This is a genomic window from Stenotrophomonas sp. SORGH_AS_0321 (assembly GCF_031453215.1).
GTDB classification, from domain to species: domain Bacteria; phylum Pseudomonadota; class Gammaproteobacteria; order Xanthomonadales; family Xanthomonadaceae; genus Stenotrophomonas; species Stenotrophomonas chelatiphaga.
Genome location: NZ_JAVIZG010000001.1, coordinates 1,063,440 through 1,086,387, shown reverse-complemented (window position 1 = coordinate 1,086,387; position 22,948 = coordinate 1,063,440). Strand labels below are relative to the sequence as shown.

General features: G+C 66.3%; 16 protein-coding genes and 1 pseudogene. 6 read left to right on the top strand and 11 right to left on the bottom strand.

The genetic code is table 11. From position 1 onward, the window contains the following. The first annotated feature begins 10 nt into the window (after nt 1–10). Genes QE373_RS04645 through QE373_RS04635 form a run of 3 tightly spaced genes read left to right on the top strand, consistent with a single transcriptional unit; the run spans nt 11 to nt 2,333 of the window. A complete protein-coding gene (locus QE373_RS04645; protein ID WP_309684073.1) occupies nt 11–1,135 on the top strand; it encodes a Gfo/Idh/MocA family oxidoreductase in 1,125 nt (374 codons plus the stop codon). A gap of 19 nt (nt 1,136–1,154) precedes the next feature. Next, on the top strand, nt 1,155–2,018 hold the full coding sequence (locus QE373_RS04640) for a sugar phosphate isomerase/epimerase (protein ID WP_309684071.1): 864 nt from the start codon (nt 1,155–1,157) through the stop codon (nt 2,016–2,018). An 18-nt stretch (nt 2,019–2,036) separates the two neighbouring features. Beyond that, a complete protein-coding gene (locus QE373_RS04635; RefSeq protein WP_309684069.1) occupies nt 2,037–2,333 on the top strand; it encodes a cytochrome c in 297 nt (98 codons plus the stop codon). Between the two features lie 29 nt (nt 2,334–2,362). Here QE373_RS04635 and QE373_RS04630 read toward each other — a convergent pair whose 3' ends face one another. The 5 genes and pseudogenes from QE373_RS04630 to QE373_RS04610 form a co-directional block, all read right to left on the bottom strand. Next, on the bottom strand, nt 2,363–3,106 hold the full coding sequence (locus QE373_RS04630) for a DUF1080 domain-containing protein (RefSeq protein WP_309684067.1): 744 nt from the start codon (nt 3,104–3,106) through the stop codon (nt 2,363–2,365). Nucleotides 3,107–3,150: 44 nt separating this feature from the next. Then, complete coding sequence (locus QE373_RS04625; protein WP_309684065.1) at nt 3,151–3,726, bottom strand: gluconate 2-dehydrogenase subunit 3 family protein; 576 nt, start codon at nt 3,724–3,726, stop codon at nt 3,151–3,153. Beyond that, nucleotides 3,726–5,415, bottom strand: a pseudogene (locus QE373_RS04620) (GMC family oxidoreductase). Before QE373_RS04620 ends, QE373_RS04625 begins: the two are co-directional and overlap by 1 nt. A gap of 30 nt (nt 5,416–5,445) precedes the next feature. Continuing rightward, nucleotides 5,446–6,351, bottom strand: a complete 906-nt coding sequence (locus QE373_RS04615; protein WP_309689555.1) for a TIM barrel protein — start codon at nt 6,349–6,351, stop codon at nt 5,446–5,448. 229 nt (nt 6,352–6,580) lie between these two features. Next, a complete protein-coding gene (locus QE373_RS04610; protein ID WP_309684063.1) occupies nt 6,581–7,141 on the bottom strand; it encodes a single-stranded DNA-binding protein in 561 nt (186 codons plus the stop codon). 736 nt (nt 7,142–7,877) lie between these two features. Here QE373_RS04610 and QE373_RS04605 point away from each other — a divergent pair. Next, nucleotides 7,878–8,909, top strand: coding sequence for a LacI family DNA-binding transcriptional regulator (locus tag QE373_RS04605; RefSeq protein ID WP_123700462.1), 1,032 nt, complete (start codon nt 7,878–7,880; stop codon nt 8,907–8,909). 74 nt (nt 8,910–8,983) lie between these two features. Here QE373_RS04605 and QE373_RS04600 read toward each other — a convergent pair whose 3' ends face one another. From QE373_RS04600 to QE373_RS04585, 4 genes are all read right to left on the bottom strand, one after another. Then, entirely contained in the window at nt 8,984–9,364 is a 381-nt protein-coding gene (locus QE373_RS04600) for an SseB family protein (RefSeq protein ID WP_057509074.1), read from the bottom strand. 309 nt (nt 9,365–9,673) lie between these two features. Next, a complete protein-coding gene (locus tag QE373_RS04595; protein ID WP_309684059.1) occupies nt 9,674–11,392 on the bottom strand; it encodes an alpha-amylase family glycosyl hydrolase in 1,719 nt (572 codons plus the stop codon). Then, on the bottom strand, nt 11,392–12,891 hold the full coding sequence (locus QE373_RS04590; RefSeq protein ID WP_309684057.1) for an MFS transporter: 1,500 nt from the start codon (nt 12,889–12,891) through the stop codon (nt 11,392–11,394). Before QE373_RS04590 ends, QE373_RS04595 begins: the two co-directional genes overlap by 1 nt. After that, nucleotides 12,888–15,134, bottom strand: coding sequence for a Six-hairpin glycosidase-like protein (locus QE373_RS04585; protein ID WP_309684055.1), 2,247 nt, complete (start codon nt 15,132–15,134; stop codon nt 12,888–12,890). Before QE373_RS04585 ends, QE373_RS04590 begins: the two co-directional genes overlap by 4 nt. A 256-nt stretch (nt 15,135–15,390) precedes the next feature. Between QE373_RS04585 and QE373_RS04580 the strand changes: the two genes are divergently transcribed. Next, nucleotides 15,391–17,427, top strand: a complete 2,037-nt coding sequence (locus QE373_RS04580) for a glycoside hydrolase family 97 protein (protein WP_309684053.1) — start codon at nt 15,391–15,393, stop codon at nt 17,425–17,427. 373 nt (nt 17,428–17,800) lie between these two features. Further along, nucleotides 17,801–20,566, top strand: a complete 2,766-nt coding sequence (locus QE373_RS04575; protein WP_309684050.1) for a TonB-dependent receptor — start codon at nt 17,801–17,803, stop codon at nt 20,564–20,566. A gap of 60 nt (nt 20,567–20,626) precedes the next feature. Here QE373_RS04575 and QE373_RS04570 read toward each other — a convergent pair whose 3' ends face one another. Together QE373_RS04570 and QE373_RS04565 are read right to left on the bottom strand one after the other, a co-directional pair. Further along, nucleotides 20,627–20,944, bottom strand: a complete 318-nt coding sequence (locus QE373_RS04570) for a hypothetical protein (protein WP_309684048.1) — start codon at nt 20,942–20,944, stop codon at nt 20,627–20,629. A 206-nt stretch (nt 20,945–21,150) separates the two neighbouring features. Then, nucleotides 21,151–22,767 carry an alpha glucosidase gene (locus tag QE373_RS04565; RefSeq protein ID WP_309684046.1) on the bottom strand — a complete coding sequence of 539 codons (1,617 nt, stop codon included), beginning with the start codon at nt 22,765–22,767 and terminating at the stop codon, nt 21,151–21,153. Nucleotides 22,768–22,948 lie beyond the last annotated feature (181 nt).

Below are 22,948 nucleotides of genomic sequence, written 5' to 3'. Positions count from 1 at the left end.
AGCCCACTGGATGAGCACGCTTGGAATCGCCATTGTCGGCACCGGCATGATCGGCGCGGTGCACCGACGCGCCGCGCTGCTGGCCGGGGCCACAGTCCGCGGCGTGGCCGCCTCTTCGGCGCAGCGCGCAGGCGAGGTGGCGCAGTCGTGGAACCTCCCGCGCGCGTACCGCGATCTCGATGAGGTCCTCGCCGATCCGCAGGTCCAGGTGGTGCACGTGTGCACGCCCAACCACCTGCACCGCGGCATGGCGCAGGCAGCGCTGGAAGCCGGCAAGCACGTCATCTGCGAAAAGCCGCTGGCGACCACGTTGGAGGACGCGCAGGCACTGGCCGCATTGGCCGCTGCGCGCGGGCGGGTGGCCACGGTGCCCTTCGTCTACCGCTACCACCCGGTGGTGCGCGAGGCCCGCGCGCGCATCGCGCAGGGAGAGCTGGGGCCACTGCACCTGATCCACGGCAGCTACCTGCAGGACTGGCTGCTGGACCCGGCCAGCAACAACTGGCGCGTGGACCCTGCACTGGGCGGCGCATCGCGTGTGTTCGCCGATATCGGATCGCACTGGTGCGACCTGGTGGAATGGGTCGGCGGCGCGCGCTTCGTCGACGTCAGCGCGGCCTTCGCCACCGTGATCGACGAACGTGGTGCCCCGACCGGGCAGAGCTTCAGCACCCCGGCGGCGGGCGGCGCGCGGCAGCCGGTCACCAGCGAGGACGTGGCCGCGGCGATGTTCAGGACCAGCGCCGGTACGCTCGCCTCGTTGACGGTCAGCCAGGTATCGGCGGGCCGCCGCAATCGCCTCTGGTTCGAGATCGATGGCGCCCGTGCCAGCGTGGCGTTCAACCAGGAAGACGCCGAGCGGCTGTGGATCGGCCTGCCCGACCAGCGCGAGGAAATCTTCGTGCGTGGGCCGGGCGCCGGCAGTGCCGAACAACGCCGGCTTTCGGTGCTGCCGGCCGGGCATGCGCAGGGCTACGGCGGCTGTTTCGATGCCTTTGTCGCCGACACCTATCGCGCCATCGAAGGCGAGCAGCCACAGGGCCTGCCCACCTTCGAAGACGGCGTGCGCTCGGCATTGATCGTCGACCGCGTCATTGCATCGGCCAGGACGCGCGCCTGGACCCCCATCGGTTGAATCCCCGGAGGATCTGTTGATGAACATCGCTGCACGCACCGCCACCCTCGCCCTGCTGTTGTGCGCTGCCCTGCCCGCTTTGGCAGGCCAGGCCGCCGCCCCGCAGCAGCCCATCGCGGTGCAGATGTACACGCTGCGCGACGCCGGCACGCTGGACCAGCAGTTGAAGATCGTCCAGGCCGCGGGCGTGCATGCGGTGGAGACGGTCGGCACGCAGGATGTCAGTGCCGCGCAGCTCAAGCAGCTGCTGGACCGCTATGCGATCAAGGCGATTTCATCCCACGTGGCGCTGGCCGACCTGCGCAAGGACCTGGATGGCGTGATCGCGTTCAACCGGTTGATCGGCAACACCACGCTGGTGGTGCCCTACCTGGACGAAAAGGACCGGCCCACCGATGCCGCGGGCTGGACGGCGTTGGGCCAGGAACTGGGCCGGATCGCCAAGCAGGTGCGCGCCAAGGGCATGCATCTGGCTTACCACAACCACGATTTCGAACTGGTCGACTTCAACGGCAGGACCGGTCTGGAGCTGCTGTTGGCCGCGGCCGGGCCCGACCTGCAGACCGAACTGGACCTGGCCTGGGTAGCGCGCGCCGGCCATGACCCGGCGCTGATGCTGGGAAAATTCCAGGGCCGCCTGTTCGCGGTACACGCCAAGGACAACGCGCCGAAAGGCCAGGCCGAAGACGAGGACGGCTTCGCTGCCGTGGGCCAGGGCGTGCTGGACTGGCCCGCGATCCTGCCCGCCGCCGAAGCGGCCGGCGTGCAGTGGTACATCGTGGAGCACGACCATCCACGCGATCCGGCCGCCGTCATCAAGACCGGCGCGGACTATCTGCGCGAACACCTGACCGCCACCCAGCCCGCCGGCGCAGCGCGCTAGCACGCCAAGGACCCCCACGTGAAAAAGATCCTGATACTTGCCGTGGTGCTATCGGCGGCGGCCCTCGCGAACCCCGCGTGGTGCAAGGACGACCCTGCCGCCGGCGCGCAGCTCTATGCTGTCCATTGCACGGCCTGCCATGGTGCCGACCGCGCGGGCGTCCCGCCCACGTTCCCCGCGCTGACCGACGTGGGCAAGCGCCTGCAACCGGCGCAGATCAAGGAGAAGATCAGCAAGGGCGGCGGCCTGATGCCGCCGTTTTCCCAGCTGTCAGCGCAGGAAATCGACGACATCACCCGTTTCCTGGCCAAGTAGGATCGCGGCGCCGCAAGGGCGCCGCGCGGTCATAGTTCGCGCACCCAGATGTTGCGGTAGCTGACCGCGGAATCGTGTTCCTGCAGGGAGATCGGCGCGCAGTCATGCGGCGCATACGAAGGCGCACCGATGTATTCGGTCCTGCCGGCCAGCACGGTGTCATCCTGCACCAGCACGCCGTTGTGCAGCACGGTGATGCGCGCCGGTGAGACCAGCCCGCCGCCTGGCGAAAAACGCGGTGCTTTCCAGATTATGTCGTAGGCCTGCCATTGGCCCGGGGCACGCGAGGCGTTCACCAGCGGCATCGCCTGCTTGTAGATCGAGCCGGCCTGGCCATTGGCATAGGTCGGGTTGTGGTAACTGTCCAGCACCTGCAGTTCGTAAAGGTCCTGCAGGAAGATGCCACTGTTGCCGCGGTTCTGGCCGTCGAAACCTGCGGTTGCAGCGGGCGTGCGCCACTCGACGTGCAGCTGGATATCGCAGAAGCGCTGCCGGGTGCGAATGCCCTTGCTGCCCGGCACCACGGTCAGCGCGCCGTCGGCAAGCCGCCACGGCACGCGGCCGCCCTGCTCCGACTCCCATGCGGATACATCCTTGCCATCGAACAGCACGGTCGCATCGGAGGGCGCGCCGCCCGCGGGCGTGGCCACGCTGGCAGGCACCGGCTTCCACACTTCGGTCCTGGTCGGATCGCGCGCGGGATCGCCGCCGGACTGCGCGAACACAGGAATTGCGGCCAGCAGGCCGGCCGTCACCAGAAGCGGTTTGATCATAGGGGTTCCAAGCGTGGGAGGCATGAGCGGAACGTGCCGGGCCATCAGCCGGTCGCCCAGGCAGGCGTACCGGGAACGTAGGGCACCTCGCCGTCGTAGCGGCCCGGCACGGCGACGTATTTGAGCACCTCGGTCGCACCGACTTTCGAGGTAAAGAAACTGAAAATGGTCAGTTGCTTGATCATGGTGAAGTAATGCGGGATTTTCTCGCCCGCCTCGGCGGTGCCGGTTTCGCCTACCTCGGCAACGCGTTTCCGGGCTTCAGCATCCAGGCCGCGCAGCAGTTCGGTGCGGTCGCCCGCGACGAGCGATACGAATCCGCCACCGGCGCGTTTGTCGATATCGGCCAGGCCGGCGCGGAACGCTGCCTGCTGCTCGGCGGTGTAGCAGTCGCTGACGAACCGCGCCATGAACGCACCTGCGCCGGCGTCCTTCGCTCCCGGCGTGGCGGTGCGCGGCAGGATCGTTTCGGCGATCTCATCCAGCGTGGCGATATCGGCGGCGGAGAAGGCGCTGTTCGGCCCCGCGGCGGGCGCCTGTCCGTGGACCAGCGCAGGCAGGCCGACCATCGCCGCGCCGGTGGCGGCGACGATCATCTTCAGCAGTTCACGGCGGTCCATCACAGGTTCCCCGCTTTCAGTTCGCGCACCGCGTGGTCGGCCGCCCGTGCGGTCAGGGCCATGTAGGTCAGCGAAGGATTCACGCAGGCGCTGGACGTCATGCAGGCGCCATCGGTCACGTAGACGTTGGGGGCATCCCAGACCTGGTTGTGCTGGTTCAGCACCGAGCTCCTGCGGTCACGGCCCATGCGCGCAGTACCCATCTCATGGATGCCCTTGCCCGGCGCGTAATCGTTGTCGTGCATCTCCACGTCCTTGACTCCGGCGGCCTCCAGCATCTCGGCGGCATCGGCGGCCATGTCCTTGCGCATGGCCGTTTCATTCGCGCGCAGGGACACGTCCATCGCCAGTACCGGCAGCCCCCACTTGTCTTTCCTGTCGCTGTCCAGGCGGATCGTATTGTCGTGGTGGGGCAGCATTTCACCGAATCCGGTCATGCCGATGCGCCAGTCGCCGGGCAGGGTCAGCGCGTCCTTCAGCTCGGCGCCGATGTTCAGCTCGGCGATCTCGCGCGACCAGCCGTTGCGGCTGGCCCCGCCCTGGTAACCGAAGCCGCGGGAATAGCCACGCTTGTCATTCGTGCCGACGTTGCGGAAACGCGGAACGTAGAAGCCGCAGGGACGACGGCCGAAGTAGTACTTGTCATCGTATCCCTCGACCCGCGCCGGAGGCGCCGGCGCCGAAATGATGGTCCATCACGTTGTGGCCCAGTTCGCCGGACGAAGAGCCCAGCCCACCATCCCAGACATCGGTGGCCGAGTTCATCAGCAGCCAGCTTGAATTGAACGAGGACGCGTTGAGGAAGATGACGTTGGCGGTGTACTGGTAGGTCTGTCCGTTTTCGGCATCGATGATCTCCACGCCACGCGCCCGCTTGCGGTCTTTGTCGTACAGCACTTCCTTGACGATCGAGAACGGCCGCAAGGTCAGGTTACCGGTCTTCATCGCCGCCGGCAGTGTCGCCGACTGGGTCGAAAAATACGCGCCAAACGGGCAGCCCAGGATGCACTTGTTGCGGTACTGGCAGTTGACGCGGCCCTGTTCGACCTTGGGCTGGGTGATGTTGGCGGTGCGCGAGTGGATCATGTGCCGGGTGCCGCCGAATGCCTTCTTGATCCGCGCGGCCACGTCCTTTTCGACGATGTTCAACGGGATCGGTGGCAGGAATTCGCCGTCCGGCAAAACGTCCAGCCCCTCACGCGTGCCGGCGATGCCCGCGAACTTCTCCACGTGGTCATACCAGGGCGCGATGTCGGCGTAGCGGATCGGCCAGTCGGTGGCGATGCCGTCTTTCAGGTTCGCCTCGAAATCCAGGTCCGAAAGGCGATAACTCTGCCGCCCCCACATCAGCGAGCGGCCGCCCACGTGATAGCCGCGGAACCAGTCGAAGCGCTTGGTCTCGATGTAGGGCGAATCCTTCTCATCGGCCCACATGCCTTCCAGATTCTCGGCCAGGCCGTAATCGCGCATCAGCACCGGAAAGTCCGCTTTCATTGCCTGGGTGGGCCGGTTGCGGTGCGGGAAATCCCACGCCTCCTTCATCGCGTTGACGTAGCCCTTGACGTGCTCGATGTTGCGTCCGCGTTCGAGCATCAGCACCTTGAGGCCTTTCTCTGCCAGTTCTTTCGCCGCCCAACCGCCACTGATTCCGGAGCCGACGACGATCGCGTCGTAATGATTGTCTGCCATGGGTATTGCATCACCTTGGTGGATATCGTTTCAGACGTCGCAGAGGCGTATCGCCTCGCGCAGCGAGCCGACGGGGTCCGGCGCCGCAGGCATGAATTCCTGCGCCAGATACCCATCGAAACCGGTGTCGCGGATCGCGCGACAGATGGCGGGGTACTGCAGTTCCTGCTGGTCTCCAATCTCGTGCCGGCCAGGCACGCCTGCGGTGTGGTAATGCTTGAAACATGCGTGATGCCGGCCGATGGTGGCGATGATGTCGCCCTCCATGATCTGCATGTGGTAGATGTCGTAGAGCAGGCCGAAGTGCGCCGAGCCGATCCGCTGGCACAATTCAACGCCCCACGCGGAGTGGTCGCACAGATAATCCGGATGGTCGACCTTGGAGTTCAGCAGCTCCATCACCAGCACCACGCCGCGCTTTTCGGCATGGCCGAGGATGCGCTTGAGTCCTGCTTCGGCATGCGCGATGCCCTGCTGGGGGTCCATGCCGTTTCGATTGCCGGAAAAACAGATCAGGTTGCGATAGCCGGCATCGGCCACCAGGTCGATATGCCGCGTGTAGCGCGCCACCAGTTCATCGTGGAACCGGCGGTCGGCGAAGCCTTTTTCCAGGCTGATTTCCGCGCCGTTGCACATGGAGCTGTAAACGCCATGGGCCTTCAGCGTGGGCCAGTCCTTCGGGCCGACCAGGTCGATGGCGGCAAAGCCGATGTCCCTGACCGTCTGGCAGAGCTGGGCTACCGACTGCTGCGGGAACGTCCAGCGGGCAACGGCGTGCTTCAAGTTGCCCTTCAGCGGAGCCGGAGCGGTGTCCGCGGCGCGCGCGGGCAGAACGGCTGCAGCACCCAGCCCGACGCTGCCGGCGACGGCCATGCGCAGCGCGTCCCGTCGCGTGAAGCCCGGAGCCGGGCCCGGTCCGTTCGAATGGATGGACATCCACCTGCCGGCCTCCCAACCGGTTTCAAACGCTATCGATTGCGGCAATGCAATCGATTGCACCATAGAGGAGGCGTTTGTTTTATTGCAAGACGCAGTGCACGAAAAGGCGTGCTGCAGGGCACAACGTGGCGCGTGCGGGCCATCTTCGACAGATCCATCGGACACAAAAAAGCCCCGTCAAAACGGGGCTTTTTCAAACGTCTTACGACCTGCAGCATTCCATCGATCAGAACGGGATATCGTCGTCAGCGAAGTCGTCCATCGGCGGCGCCTGCTGCGGCTGCTGCTGCGGGCGCTGCTGGCCGTAGCCGCCGCCCTGACCACCCTGGCCGCCCTGGCGCTGACCACCACCGCCACCGCCGCCGTATTCCTGGCGCGGGGCCTGCTGGCGCTGCGGACGATCACCGCCGTAGTTGCCACCGCCGCCGCCTGCTCCGCCGCCGCCGCCTTCACCGCGACCGCCAAGCATCTGCATTTCGTCGGCAATGATGTCGGTGGAATACTTTTCCACACCGTCCTGGCCGGTGTACTTGTCATAACGCAGGCTGCCTTCGACATACACCGAGCTGCCCTTGCGCAGGTATTCACCGGCGATTTCGCCGAGCTTGCCAAAGAACACCACGCGGTGCCATTCAGTACGCTCCTGCTGGTTGCCATCCTTGTCCTTGCGGACGCTGGTGGTGGCCAGGCTGATACGGGTGATGGCCATGCCGCCCTGGGTGTACTTCACGTCCGGGTCGTTGCCGAGGTTGCCGACCAGGATGACTTTGTTGATGCCACGCGCCATAGGAGTGTTCTTCCGTTGTCCGGGGACGGTCCGGGCGGGCCCTGGGGGCGCCGGCGCGGGACCGCCCCAGTGAATTGGGGGGATTGCAGAACGCCCCATGTTACCACCGGACGGGGTTCGGACTGGGGTGGGATCGGGTCGTCCGGGGTCGGGTTTCTACCCGTGTGGGGGCTCCCACCGTGCGGGGTTTGGCGGTAGGGGGGTTCCGAGGGGCGGTGGCGGCGTTAACGACCTGCGGCGGGATTCCGCCGAGCGTGGCTCGGCGCTACAGGGTCATGGCGGCGTTGCGACTGTTGGCCTGCGTTGGGATTTCGCCGAGCGTGGCTCGGCGCTACCTGCTTACGGGCGGCGGCACCGGTAGCGCCGACCCATGGTCGGCGTCGCGGACCTGCAGATTGCAACTTTTCTCATAGCCGCTCGCGATCGTTCCGCGCAGGATGACGGGGCTGGTCCAGCTGGACCGGCCAGGATCACAATCCTGTGTTGGAGTACCTTCCCCACGCTTTGTCCATGCTTGGAGTCAGGGCAGAGTATGCATCGACCCGTCGGTTCCATGGCGGGCGGTGCGTGGGGATCTTCGGATCCACCGGCCTATTGGGAAGTAACTCCACCGGTATTGTGACCCGCACCGTCCGCCACCTCGTGCTCCGGCGCAGGTGGCTTTCCGGCATGGCGCAAACCAGCGACCTGCGACAGCCCATGGCATCATGAAGGCCGTCATCCCAGCGCCGCGTTCATGACCATCAAAGGCAAAGCCACGTCCCTGGACATCGCCCACCTGGCCGGAGTTTCCCAGCCCACGGTGTCGCGCGCCCTGCGTGGCAGCCCGATGGTCAACGCCGAAACCCGCCAGCGCATCATCGCCATTGCCCGCGAGCTGAACTACAAGGTCGACAAGAACGCCTCCAGCCTGCGCCTGCGCAATGCCGGCACGCTGGCGTTGCTGTTCTTCGAAGACCCGACCACCGACGATTCGCTGATCAATCCCTTCTTCCACGCGATGCTGGGCTCGATCACCCGCGCCTGCGCGCTGCACGGCCGCGATCTGCTGGTGTCGTTCCAGCAGCTGTCCACCGATTGGCACACCGATTACGAAGACAGCAACAAGGCCGATGGCATCATCCTGCTGGGCTATGGCGACTACCACGAATCACTGACCCGCCTGCAGCGGCTGGTGGAACAAGGCACCCACTTCGTGCGCTGGGGCGCCGCCCTGCCTGGCCAGCCCGGCGTGTCGATCGGCAGCGACAACTACCAGGGCGGCTTCGACATCACCGCCCACCTGCTGGACCAGGGCTGCACCCGCATCGCGTTCCTCGGCCATGCCTCCAGCCATTACCCGGAGTTCCAGGAGCGCTATCGCGGGCACGTGGCCGCGCTGGAAGCGCGCGGCCTGGCGCCCGACCCGCAGCTGCAGGTCGATGCCATCACCACCGAAGAGTACGGGCAGACCGCCTGCGAACTGCTGCTGACACGCGGCGTGCCATTCGATGCCATCTGCGCGGCCAGTGACCTGATCGCCATCGGCGCGCTGCGCGCCCTGCGCGAACATGGCCTGCGGGTACCGCAGGATGTGCGCGTCACCGGCTTTGACGACATTCCACTGGCTGCGTCGGTATCGCCGCCGCTGACCACCGTGGCGCAGGACACCAAACAGGCCGGTCAGCTGCTGGTGGAGAAACTGCTGGCACTGGTGGCGGGAGAAACCGCCGAAGGGATGAGCATCCCGGTGAAACTGGTACTGCGCGAATCATCGCAGCAACGCTGAAGGAACAGGGAGGAGCGTTCCGGCCGTAGAGAGGTGCTTCATCGCCAGGGCGCCGGGTTTCGGGGCAGCTACCATTACGCGAAATCCTTCAGAATCTCGCCCACACCCGCCGGCGAAATCTCAAAGCCCAGCGTGGTGCCGGGATTGATCACCACCCCGTAGCCGCCCGGTACGCGGCGCAGCACGTCGAGCATCAGCCAGCGGATCTGGTGCGGGGCCTGTTCGGAATGGAAGCCGACGCGCGCCGGATCGGTGAACACGGCAACGTGCAGCACGCCCTGCTTGTCGAACAGCAGTGGGTCGAAACCGGTGCCATCAGGGGTGACCAGGCTGCCGGTGAGCAGCACCACCTCGGAGGCGACGAAGGCCTGCATGAAGGCCTTGATCGGCAATTGGCCGGCCATGGCGGTCTGCAGCAGGGTTTCGATCGGGGTCTGGGGCGGAAGGTCGGTCATGGTAGATGGAGCACGGCGAGCAGAAACTTGATTGTACCCAGCGCCGCGACGCAGATGCCCGGTAGTGACGGCCGCTCGCCGTCAGGGCGGGGTGCTGGGCTGATGTGGTGGGTGATTCAGGAGCAAGAGCCTGACGGCCAGCGGCCGTCACTACCAGAGCAAGCGCAACAGGGTGACGACCAACGGTCGTCACCTACCGATGCGGGGCCTGACGGCCAGCGGCCGTCACTACCGGGGCTGGGGTCTGACGGCCAGCGGCCGTCACTACCCGGAGCAAGAGCGTGACGGCCAGCGGCCGTCATCGCCGGGTCAGGGGGCGGCTAGTCTGCGGGTGCGGGCCTGCTGGTCGGCCATGGCGCGGTCGAGTTCGGCCTGCAGGGCCTTCTGCTGCACGGGGGCGTCCAGTACGTAGACCTTGATGCCGTGCGCGGGGACGTCGGCCTTCAGCGAGGCGGACACCTGCAGCATGCCGCCGTCCAGCGCGTCGCGCCAGGTGCCGGCCTGCAGGTAACGCTTCACTTCGATGCGGGCCGCTGCATCGCCCTTGTTCAACAGCACCAGCGCGGTCTGGTTGACCCCGCCATGCTGCAGCACGCGGAAGAACACCGCTTCGTTGCCTTGCAGGCGCTCGTTGACCTGCAGGCCGCGCTGCAGTGCCGGGGTGGCTTCGCGCAGTTTCGCCACGCGCTGCAACGGGTCGAAGATCGGGCTCTGTGCTGCCGCATCCACGCGCTGCTGGCCGAAGTAGGCGCGGTTGCCGGCGTGTTCGGCGCGGCCGCGCATGAAGCCGGTTTCCGAGCCGTAGTACAGCACCGGGATGCCGCGCGCGGTGAACAGCCAGTTGTTCGCGTCGATGAAGCCGGCATCGCTGGCATCCAGCCGCGGCATGTCATGGTTGTCGTAGAAACTCATCAGCTCGTACGGATTGGCGTACGGCCCGCCCAGCAGGTGCAGCGGCTCGGCCAGCGTTTCGAAGCCCTTCTGCTTCAGCCCGAAGGTTTCTTCCATCGCCCCGCGCGAGGGGAAATCCAGCACGCTGACGTTGGCGTTCGCCGGCCAGGTGTGCTCGGCGATCTTCGCCGCGTCGTAGTCGAACGCTTCGCCGAACATGAACATGCCCGGATGCTCGGCACGCACGCGGCGCACGAACTCGTTCCACCACGGGTGCGGCAGCCAGCCGATGGTATCGATGCGCAGCGCATCCACGCCCTGCGCGGTCCACTGCAGGTAGGCGCCGACCAGGTAATCCATCACCGCCGGGTTGTGTTCGTTGAAGTCGCCGAGCTCGGCCAGGTTGCCATCGAAGATCAAGCCCTTCGACGAGTCCACCGGCCCGATGTTGTTGTAGAAGGCGTGCAGCGGATTGTGGCTGGGATCCAGCTGCTGCGGCGCGAGGTTTTCGTGGTCGGCGATCAGCCTGCCGTCCTTGTCGAAGATCTGCCCGAACTGTGGCTGGCGCACCGGCATGGTCCACGACGGCGAGCCGTGGTTGCCGACGATATCCAGCACCACCTTCAGCCTGGCTGCGTGCAGGCCCTTGGTGAAGTCGGCGAACTGCAGGCCGGCGCTGGGCAGGTGCTCGTCCACCTTGTAGAAGTTGGCGCCCCAGTAGCCGTGGTAACCGGTTTTGCCGCGGTCGGTCAGGGTGCTGGTGCAGCTGATCTCCTTGCTGCCGGTGAAGGCCTGGTCCGGGTTGTCGACGATGGGGGTGATCCACACCGCGCCGAAGCCCAGGTTGCGGATGTAGTCCGCATTGTCCAGCACGCCCTTGAAGTCACCGCCGAGGTAGCCGATGTTGCCATCCACCTTGTCCGGGCATGGCACCGGGATGTCGAACGTGCGGTGCGCGCCGCCCTGGTCGCGGTGGTCATTGGACGGGTCGCCGTTGACGAAGCGGTCGGTCACCACGAAGTACACCGCATCGCGTGCGAACGGTTCGGTGGTGCCTACGTAGTCCGGGCGCGGGGCGGCGAGCGCCTGGCCAGCGAACAGGGCAAAACCTACAGCAACAGACAGACGCACATGCATCACACCACCTCCGGACGGGACGGAACACGCAGCACGCACAGGCCGGCCACGAGCAGGCTGCAGCCGCCCAGCACCAGCACCTGCATCGGCTGGCCACCCAGCCATGCGCGCAGGGCAAAGCCGAGCGCGCTGGCGGCCACCAGCTGCGGGATCACGATGAAGAAATTGAAGATGCCCATGTACACGCCCATCTTCGCCGCCGGCACGCTGTCCGACAGCAGGGCGTAAGGCAGGGACAGGATGGAGGCCCAGGCAAAGCCCACGCCCACCATCGACACCAGCAGCCAGCGCGGATCGTCGATGAACATCATCGACACCAGACCCGCCCCACCCAGCCACAGGTTGACCAGGTGGCTCCAGCGCAGCCCGATGGCGCGCACCATCAGCGGGATCAGCAAGGCGGCCAGCGCGGCGAAGCCGTTGTACGCACCGAACAGCACGCCGACCCAGTTGGCGCCTTCGTTGTAGGCGGCCGACTGCGGATCGGTGGAACCGAAGTGGGTGCCGGCCACCGCGGCGGTGGTGTAGATCCACATGGCGAACAACGCGAACCAGGAGAAGAACTGCACCCACGCCAGCCGCCGCATGGTGCCCGGCATGTTGCGCAGGTCATCGACGATGGTCGCCAGCATGTGCGTGCCGGGCAGCACGCGCGCCACGCCCAGCAGGATGCCGTAGGCCGCACACAGGCCGGCCAGCACGTACAGCATCCTGTCCCCGCGCTGCCAGGTGATCAGTGCCGCCAGCACGATGCCCACCAGCAGCCACAGCGCGATCTGCGCCCACGGTGGCACGCCGCGCGCGGCCACCGCATGGGCATGCGGCGGCTCGGCATCGGCGAAGCCGGCCAGCTCGGTCGGTGAGTATTCGCGCGTGCTCAGCACCGTCCAGGTGATCGCCGCCAGCAGCACCACCGCACCGAAGTAGAACGCATAGCGCACGGTGTCCGGCACTTCGCCCGGGGCGGCCGTATTGGCCACGCCGAAGTGGGCCAGGATGAAGGGCAGGAAGCTGGCGACGATGGCGCCCACGCCGATGAAGAAGCTCTGCATGGCAAAGCCGGTCGGCCGCTGGCGGGGCGCCAGCTGGTCGCCGACGAAGGCGCGGAACGGCTCCATCGACAAGTTGATGGATGCATCCAGCACCCACAGCGTGCCCGCCGCGATCCACAGCGTGGGCGAGTTCGGCATCACCAGCAACGCCAGCGTGGTCAGCACCGCGCCGATCATGAAGAACGGGCGGCGCCGGCCCCAGCGCGTCCAGGTGCGGTCGGACAGATAGCCGACGATGGGCTGCACCAGCAGGCCGGTCAGCGGTGCGGCGATCCACAGCCCGGGCACCGCTTCCATCGACGCACCGAGCGTTTCGAAGATGCGGCTGGCGTTGGCGTTCTGCAGCGCGAAGCCGAACTGGATGCCGAGGAAACCGAAGCACATGTTCCATATCTGCCAGAACGACAGCTGCGGTTTGTCGGGCCGGACGACGGCAGGACGGTTCATGGCCGGTCTCCTGCCAGGGCGGCGATCGGTGCCAGCAGCAGCGCCTTGACGTCTGCAGTGTTGAGCACGCCCGCGCGACCGCCCTTGCCGCCGGTGTAGTGGGCAAAGTGCTGCAACGCGCTCATGTTGAAGCCGTCCTGCAGCTGGAACGTGCACGTACCGGCGGGCAGATCGAACTCGGCGGCGGTGGATTCCTGCACCGCCACGCTGTGCGGCATCACCACGGTATGCGACTGCGCGGGCTGGCCGGCACAACTGACGGCGAGCTTTTTCACCGCCGCGGTGACCCCGGTATTGATCGGCCCGTTGGGGTTGTTGAACTGCAGCCGCAGGCGTACGCGACCGGCAGCGGGCTGCGTCCACGACCACGCCTGCGCGCCAGGCAGGCGCTGCTGCGGGCCGATGCAGGTGGTCGGGCTGTGCAGCGATTCCAGCGCGTCCGCGCGGCGGGTCAGGCTGAGGCAGTGCTGCAGGCCGTCGTCGGCGAAACGTGCCAGGCCATCGCGCGCGTCGACTGCGACGCCATCGCGCCACAGCACGTGCTGGGCGGGGACGGGGATGGTCCAGGCATTGCCTTCCCGCCTGGCCGAAGGCGCGGCTGGCGTGGCGGGTGCATAAGCGGCCGCAGCTGGGTGAGCCGGCGCGGGGTCAGAGTCCTTTCGCTTTGCGAAAGGACTCTGACCCCCGATCTGACTCCCGATCTGACCCCTTTCAGGTACCAGTTGCACGGTGGTGGTGGCACCGTCGCGCTGCGTCTTTCCGGCGACCAGCAGCTCACCCTGCATCACCTCAGGCTTCAGCAGCACGTAGCGCTTGCCATCCATCTGCAGCGTGATCCGGTCCCGCGTGCCGAACAATGGCGGCACCAGCGCGACCGGCAGCTTGGGTTGTACCTGGCCGTCGGCTTCCACGCCGAACACGCCCTGCAGCACCATGTCCAGGTAGCCGGCGACCGACCACAGCTGGCGTTCGGAGTTCACCACCGGGCCGCTCAGCGCGCCTTCGTCGACATGGATCTTCTGCGTCAGCAGCTCGTAGTTTTCCATGTTGGAACCGGCCAGCGCGGCACCGCGCATCAGCGATTGCACTTCACTGGTGATACGCGGTGCATCGTCCAGCAGCCGCGCGGCGCGCAACGAATACGCACTGACAAACGGCCAGATCGCGCGATTGTGGTAGACCGGCTGGTTGCCTTCCTGCGGCCACACCACCGGGCTGCCGGCTGCACTGGCCGGATACGCCGCCAATGCACGGCGCGCGCGGTCCGTCGGCAACACCCCGGCCAATACGCCCAGCGAGGTCGCCAGCAGATCGTACTTGGCATAGGGCACGGGGTGCGCCGCTTCGCCGATGTAGCTCATGTACTGCCCGGCGTCTTCGCGCCAGAAGCGTGCGTCGATCCGCGGCCCCAGGGCATCGGCCCAAGCCTTGTACTGCGCTGCGCGCGTGGCATCGCCGCGCTGGCCCGCCAGCTGCTCACCCAACCGCAGGGCCTGGTAATGCAGCACGTTGGTGGACAGCGCGAACGAATCGCCGATGAAGCGCACGTCTTCGCGGGTCCAGTCCGGATAAGTCTGCTCGCGCCAGTCCAGGAACGAGGTCTCGCCGCGGTACAGGCCGGTGGCCGCGTCGAACACCATGGCACGGTCCTGCGCCAGCGTGCCCTGCAACGCCTGCCAGACCTGGTCGGCGAAGGCGCTGTCATCCAGCAGGTGGCGGGCAGCGAGGAACCACACGATGCGGTCGCTGCTGATCGGCCAGCTGCCACCGGAACCGGTGTCCTGGGCCACGAACAGGCCGGGGGTCATGCCATCGCGCGCTTCGGACAACTTGAACTGCAGCGACTGCCGGGTGCGCTTCGGATCCAGCCGTGCCAGCGCCAGGTCGGCGGCGAAGCTGACATCGCGCGTCCAGACATACGGCCAGTTGGCACCGGTCTTGAAGCACTCGCACGGCACCGGCCGGCCTTCGTCGAAGGACGGATCGCGGATCGCATCCACGCGGTCCTGGTCCATTTCCTGCTGCGCAAGCGCGAACAGCGCATCGAACATCGGGCTGGCGGTGTCGCTGCGCATCGGCTGGGCGGCAATGCGCAGCTGGCGATCCGGCGTGTGCAGCACGAAGCCACCACCGGCCACGGATTCAGCGCGCGCGGTGCGACCCTCGAATTCCAGGTCGGCGGCATGCGCGGCCGAACCCAGCGTCGTCGCGATGGCGACGGTCAGGCAGATCATCTTCAGCATCGAAGCGGACGACCGGCTTGCGCCCGTCACCCTCCCTCCCTCTTTGCATGTTGTAGGTCCCCGCTTGCCAGGCGGCCGGCAGGGGCGCAACGCCTCCCTCAAGGCATCGTGCGGACATGGTAGACGGCAGGCGCGGGAGCTGCCCTGCCTGCATACGTATTCATGGGCTGCCGCGTCTGGCCTCCCGGCCGGCTGGGCTATGGTCGGCGCAGTTCCTGCATCGCCCTGGGAGGGGAAATGTCGCTGTTTTCGTTGTTTGCTGCGTGCTCGCCGCGCGCCCTGGCTGGGCCTGGCCCTGCTGCTGGCCAGCCCCGTGTTGCTGGCTGCCACCGTGCCGTCGGCCAGCGTCGAATCGCCGGGGAAGATCCTGAAAGTGACGCTGCAGGTGGACGGCGGCACCGCCCGTTACCAGGTGCAGCGACTCGGCGATACGGTGGTGGACGCCTCCAAGCTCGGCTTCGAGCTGCGCGATGGCCGGCTGGACCGCGATTTTGAGATCACCGGCAGCAGCACCCGCCGCTTCGATGAAACCTGGGAACAGCCCTGGGGCGAGCGCCGGCTCACCCGCAACCACTACAACGAACTGACGGTTTCCCTGCGCCAGACCACCGGTGACAGGCGCCGGCTGGACGTGGTGTTCCGGGTATTCGATGACGGCGTCGGCTTCCGTTATGTGTTCCCGCAACAGCCTGGGCTGGCCGAGGCGATCATCGATGAGGAGCTCACCGAGTTCGCCATCGCCCAGCACTCCACCGCGTGGTGGATCCCGGCCGGCGAACCGATCCACTATGAATACCTGTATGCGCGCACCCCGCTGCAGGAGGTGCCGCTGGCACATACCCCGATCACCCTGCGCAGCGACAGCGGCCTGCACGTGGCCATCCACGAAGCCGCGCTGGTGGACTATGCCGGCATGTGGCTGCGCCGCACCGATGGCCAGCGCCTGCGCGCGCAGCTTTCCCCGTCCGCCGAAGGCTGGAAGGTGCGCCGCGCCCTGCCCTTCGCTACGCCGTGGCGCACGCTGCAGATCGCCGACCGCGCCGGCGGGCTGGTCGAATCGGACCTGATCCTCAACCTCAACGAACCCAATGCGCTGGGCGATGTCAGCTGGGTCAAGCCGTCCAAGTATCTGGGCGTGTGGTGGTCGATGCACCTGGACGAGGAGAGCTGGGCCACCGGCCCGCGCCACGCCGCCACCACGGCGAAGACCAGGAAGGTGATTGATTTCGCCGCCGCCAACGGCTTCCGCGGCGTGCTGGTGGAAGGCTGGAATCCCGGCTGGGATGGCAACTGGGTGGGCAACGGCTACGACTTCGACTTCACCCGCGCCACCCCGGACTTCGACATCGAGGCGCTGTCCGCCTACGGCGCGAAGAAGGGCGTGCACCTGGTGGGCCACCATGAAACCGGCTGTGCCATCGACCACTACGAGGACCAGCTGGGCGCGGCGCTGGACCTGTACGCGCGGCTGGGCGTGGATTCGTTCAAGACCGGCTACGTCTGCGATGACGGCCAGGTCGACCGGCGCAACCTGGCCGGTGGCCCGCTGCTGCGCGAATGGCACGACGGCCAGTTCATGGCCCGCCACCATTTGAAGGTGGTGCAGGAAGCGGCCGCGCGCAGGCTGGCGGTCAACCCGCACGAGCCGATCAAGGACACCGGCCTGCGCCGCACCTATCCGAACTGGGTATCGCGTGAAGGGGCGCGCGGCATGGAGTACAACGCGTGGGGCCAGCCGCCCAATCCGCCGGAACACGAGGTCAACCTGGTGTTCACCCGGATGCTGTCCGGGCCGATGGATTACACCCCCGGCGTGCTGTCATTGAAGGGCCGCCATGGCCAGGCCATTCCCAGCACGCTGGCCCGCCAGCTGGCGCTGTACGTGGTGCTGTACAGCCCGATCCAGATGGCCGCCGACCTGCCCGAGCATTACCTGCAGCACCAGGACGCTTTCCAGTTCATCAAGGACGTAGCGGTGGACTGGGAACAGAGCCGGGTGCTGGACGGTGAGGTCGGCGACTTCGTCACCATCGTGCGCCGCGACCGCAACAGCCGCGACTGGTTCCTCGGCAGCATCACCGATGAACACGGCCGCGTGCTGCCGGTGTCGCTGGGCTTCCTGGAACCGGGGGTGCGCTACCGCGCGGAGATCTACCGCGATGGTGACGGGGCGGATTTCCGCAGCAATCCCTTTGCCTTCGCGCGCGAAACCCGGGAAGTCACCAGCGCCGACGCGCTTACCCTGGTGCTCGGCCCCGGCGGCGGCCAGGCGATCCGCTTCACCCCGCTGTGAAGGGCGGGACGCCAGCCGCGGTCAGGTAGTGACGGCCGCTGGCCGTCTCTAAACCACACGCGCTGATCGGTAGTGACGGCCGCTGGCCGTCTTCAAGCACCACGTGCTGATGGGTAGTGACGGCCGCTGGCCGTCTTCAAGCACCACGCGCTGACGGCCAGCGGCCGTCACTACCCACACGCCGTCGCTGCCCTCGCCAACATGTAATCGCTTACACCGCGTGTCGCTGCATTGAATACGTATGCAGGCTGATTCCAGCGCGCGGCGCGCTGCATACCATAGCGTCGCAGTCAGCGGCCACCGTGCCGCGACCCGTATCGGCAGTGCCGGCGCGGACCACAACTAGATTCGGCAACATTGCCTGGGAGGGGAAATGTCGAACCACAAGCGCAACGCGCTGTCATTGGCGCTGGCCGTCGCACTGTCACCGGTACTCGCTTTCGCGCAGTCCACCACGTCCACCACCGCCGGCGGCCAGACCGGCAGCGGCGCCACCAACCTGGACGCGGTGCAGGTCACCGGCATCCGTCGCGGCATTGAAAACGCCATCGCGGTGAAGCAGGACGCCACCTCAGTGGTGGAAGTCATTTCCGCCGAAGACATCGGCAAGCTGCCCGACGTCAGCATCGCCGAATCGCTGGCCCGCCTGCCCGGCCTTGCCGCCCAGCGCGTGGCCGGCCGTGCGCAGGTGATCAGCGTGCGCGGCCTGTCCCCGGACTTCGCCACCACCCTGCTCAACGGCCGCGAAGTGGTCAGCACCGGCGACAACCGCAGCGTCGAATTCGACCAGTACCCGTCCGAACTGGTCAATGGCGTGACCGTGTACAAGACCCCTGACGCGGCACTGGTCGGCCAGGGTCTGTCGGGCACCATCGACATGCAGACCGCCCGCCCGTTGAGCTTCCCGGACCGCGTGATCGCGGTCAGCGGCCGCTACCAGAAGAGCTCGCTGGGCGACGCCGCCAACGTGGATGAATTCGGCAACCGCATCAGCGCCAGCTACATCGACCAGTTCCTGGACAAGACCCTTGGCATTGCCATCGGCTACGCGCACAGCGATAACCCGATCCACGAAAACCAGGTCGGCCTGTACGAGCCGTGGACCACCGAACACACCGACAACGGCAACCGTCCCGGCCTGGCACCGGGCGTGACGTTCAGTGACGGCATCAAGGCGCTGCGCCGCACCGGCAACAGCAAGCGCGACGCCTTCATGGCGACCGTTCAGTTCCGCCCGAACAACAGCTGGACGAGCACGCTGGACGCGTTCCATACCGACGCCGAGCAGATCGACACGGCCAACCAGTTCGAGGTCAATCTCAGCAACTTCAACGGCGGTTATACGCCGGGCCTGCTGATCACCAACCCGCAGGTCGGCGCCGATGGCACCTTCCAGGGCGGCACCGCCACCGGCGTCTATCCGCTGGTGCGCGGCATGTACAACAAGCGCGAAGACAAGATCGATGCGTTCGGCTGGAACAACGAGTTCACCTTCGGCAACGGCGTCAAGCTGGTGGCCGACGTGAACTACTCCAAGGCCACCCGCGATGAGCTGAACCTGGAAAACAACCTGCAGCTCACCCCCATGCCGCAGCTGGACAGCGTGGGCGTGGTGGTGCGGCCCAACGGGTTCTCGCAGATCAACCCGGGCCTGGATTATTCCAATCCGGATGCGCTGTTCCTGACCAACACGATCTACGGCTCCGGCTACGGCAAGGTGCCACAGGTGGAAGATCGCCTGAAAGGCGGCAAGATCGCGCTGACCCTGCCGGCACCGGAGGCCCTGTCCAGCTTGTTCGCCGATATCGATGTGGGCGTGAATTACGCTGATCGCCGCAAGCAGAAGACCCAGGCCGAAGGCAACATCCTGCTGGGCGCGCAGGGCGATGCCAATGTGGCGTCCGACCTGCAATACCGTCCCGTCAACCTGGGCTTCGCCGGCATCGGGTACATCCCGGCCTGGAACGTGCCGGCCGCGGTCGAGCGCTACATGGAGTTCAACCCTGTCACCGACCTGGACTATCTGATCCCGAAGTCGTGGACGGTGCAGGAGAAGATCACCACCGCCTGGCTGCGCGCCAACATCAACACCGACATCGGCGTGGTCGGCGTGCGTGGCAACATCGGCGTGCAGATGCAGCACGTGGATCAAAGCTCGCAGTCCAACTACTTCGATCGTTCACGTCCAGTGGGCCAGGAAGTGCTGCCGATCGACGACGGCAAGACCTACAAGGACTGGCTGCCCAGCTTGAACCTGGCCTTCATGTTCCCGCACCAGCAGACGCTGCGCTTTGCCGCCGCCAAGCAGGTCGCGCGCCCACGCGTGGACCAGATGCGCGCCGGGCTGGAGTTCGGCGTGGACACCGCCACCGGTCGACCGGGTGGCAGCGGCGGCAACCCGCTGCTGGATCCGTGGCGCGCCACCGCCTTCGACCTGTCGTATGAAAAGTACTTCGCCGAGCGTGCCTACGTGGCCGCCGCGGTGTTCTACAAGGACCTGAAGAGCTACGTGTACACCCAGTCGGTGGATGACTACGACTTCAGCGATCTGTTGGCCAGCTATGTGCCGCCGCCGGGCATGGTCGCGCCGGTGCTGCCGACCGGTACGTTCTCCTCGCCGCAGAACGGCAAAGGTGGCACCCTGCGCGGCCTGGAGCTGACCGCTTCGCTGCCGCTGGACATGTTCACCGATGCCCTGCGTGGCTTCGGCGTGCAGGCCAGTGCCACGTTCAATGACAGCGACATCGAGATCCTGGATCCGGAAAGCGCCTCCAGCGTGGGCAGTGATCCGATCGCCCTGCCCGGCCTGTCCGACCGCGTGTACAACCTCACCGCCTACTTCGAACGCAACGGGTTTGAAGCACGCGTGAGCCAGCGTCGCCGCTCGGACTTCATCGGTGAAATCGGCAACTTCAACGGTAATCGCACGTTGCGTTACGTGGTGGGCGAGAACGTGACCGACGCGCAGATCAGCTACACCTTCAGCGACAGCAGCGCGATGGCCGGCCTGACCCTGCTGCTGCAGGGCACCAACCTGACCAACGAACCGTACCGCACCTATGCAGGCACCACTGATCGCCCGCTGGAATATGTGGAATGGGGCCGCACCTACATGCTGGGTGTGAACTACCGGTTCTGATCCACCTGCCAGGTCGAGGACAAGGGGCGCCCAATGGGCGCCCCTTTCCATTTGCACATGTCAGTCACAGCGGAAGCGGAGCGTCCCACTGCAGTTCTGGAGGAGCGGAACGTCGACCAGAGGCATCGAGGTCTTGTTCAACTGGCGGCTACCGTCCGGGCGCGGACAGAAGGCATTGATCGCACAGCTGTCTTTGGCAAGATTCGCCCAAGCCAAAGCACATCCCTGCGCGAACGCCGGCGACTGCTTGAAGGCATTTACGCAAGCGGCATGGTCATTGCGCGGGACACCGCTACGTTCTCCCGATGCATGGGCTGCCGGGGGCAGGATGGCTGCAACAGACGCCAGGACGAGGAAACAGCTCAGGATGGATTTCATGAGACACCTCACGTTGATGGAGTGCCTAGTGTCGAGCGCGGCCGTGGCGCGGTCTCTGCACTATTTTGTAAACAGGGATTCGAATTCGACGCGCTGCGGACAGGATTCACCACCACGCCCTATCGATCCGCGGCGCGCCAGCCGCGCGCAAAAAAGGGCGCCGCCTCTCGGCAGCGCCCCTCAAGTACCACCAACGGAGAAAACAATCAGCCGATGCGGCGGCCGCAGTACACCGCGTGCGCGGGCAGTGCCAGCTCGGTGCCATCCACCGAACCGGCATCCGGGCCGGGCACGTCCATGGCCTGCCACGCGCCCTCTGGCAGCAGCTGCCGCGCCGGCAGCGAAGACAGGTTGAAGGCCAGCAGCATCACCTCATCACCCAGCGTGCGTTCGAACAACAGTACCGGCTCGGCGCTGTCCAGGAAGCGGATATCACCGTGCAGCAGCACCGGCTGCGTGCGCCGCCAGGCCAGGAAGCGGCGGAAGGCCGACAGCACCGAATCCGGCTGCGCTTCCTGCACGGCAACCGCGCGCGACTGGTGGTCGGCCGGGATCGGCAACCACGGTTCGCCGGTGGTGAAACCGGCCAACGGGGCATCGACCCACGGCAACGGGGTACGACAGCCGTCGCGTCCCTTGAAGTTCGGCCAGAAGGTGATGCCGTACGGATCCTGCAGGGCCTCGAACGGGACGTCGGCCTCGCCCAGGCCCAGCTCTTCGCCCTGGTACAGGCAGATGGACCCGCGCAGCGAACACAGCATCGCCACCAGCATGCGCGCCAGGCGCGGATCGGCCGGATGCCCGCCCCAGCGGGTCACTGCACGCTCCACGTCGTGGTTGGAAATGGCCCAGCACGGCCAGCCCTCGGTCATCGCCGTTTCCAGCCGCGAGACCGTATCGCGGATGTAGGCCGCGCTGTAATCGTCCACCAGCAGCTCGAAGCTGTAGCCCATGTGCAGGCGCTTGGCCGTGGTGTATTCGGCGGTGGTGGCCAGCGAATCCTCCGAAGAGATTTCACCCAGGCTGACCGCCCCCGGATACTGGTCCAGCAACGCGCGCAGCTCCTCCAGGAACGGCAGGTTTTCCGGCTGGGTATTGTTGAAGTAGTGGTACTGGTAGGCGTACGGATTGTCCGGACTGAAACCGCGCCCGACCCGGTTGTCCGCCGGCTTGGGTGGATTGTCGCGCAACTGCCGGTCATGGAAGCAGAAATTGATCGCGTCCAGGCGGAAACCATCCACCCCGCGATCCAGCCAGAACCGCACGTTGTCCAACGTGGCCTTCTGCACCGCCGGATTATGGAAGTTCAGGTCCGGCTGGTCGGCCAGGAAGTTGTGCAGGAAATACTGCTCGCGCCGCGGCTCCCACTGCCAGGCCACGCCACCGAACAGTGACATCCAGTTGTTCGGCGCAGTGCCGTCCTCGCGCGGGTCGGCCCAGACGTACCAGTCCGCCTTCGGATTGGTGCGGTCCTGGCGGCTCTCGCGGAACCAGTCGTGTTCGATCGACGTATGGCTCAGCACCTGGTCGATCATCACCTTCAGGCCCAGCGCATGCGCCTTGGCCAGCAGCCGATCGAAGTCGTCCAGGTTGCCGAACAGCGGATCCACGTCGCGGTAGTCGGCGATGTCATAGCCGAAATCGGCCATCGGCGATTTGAAGAACGGCGAGATCCAGATCGCGTCCACGCCGAGCGCGGCGATGTAGTCCAGGCGGTCGATGATGCCGGGCAGGTCGCCGACTCCATCGCCGTTGGCATCGAGGAAACTGCGCGGGTAGATCTGGTAGATGACGGCGCCGCGCCACCATGGCGTATTGGACATCAGGCCCCCCTCCGGGCTCTGTTGGCCCCTGCGGAAACACGGGCCGGAATGCAGCTGAGGAAGCTTAGCCTCGGGCCCCGCGGCATGGTGCCGGCTGCATACGTATTCACGGCTCATGGAGCGTTTCCGCCACTGATCCAGGCCCCTCGCCGGCGCCGCCGCCCGCACATGCGCCCGAATT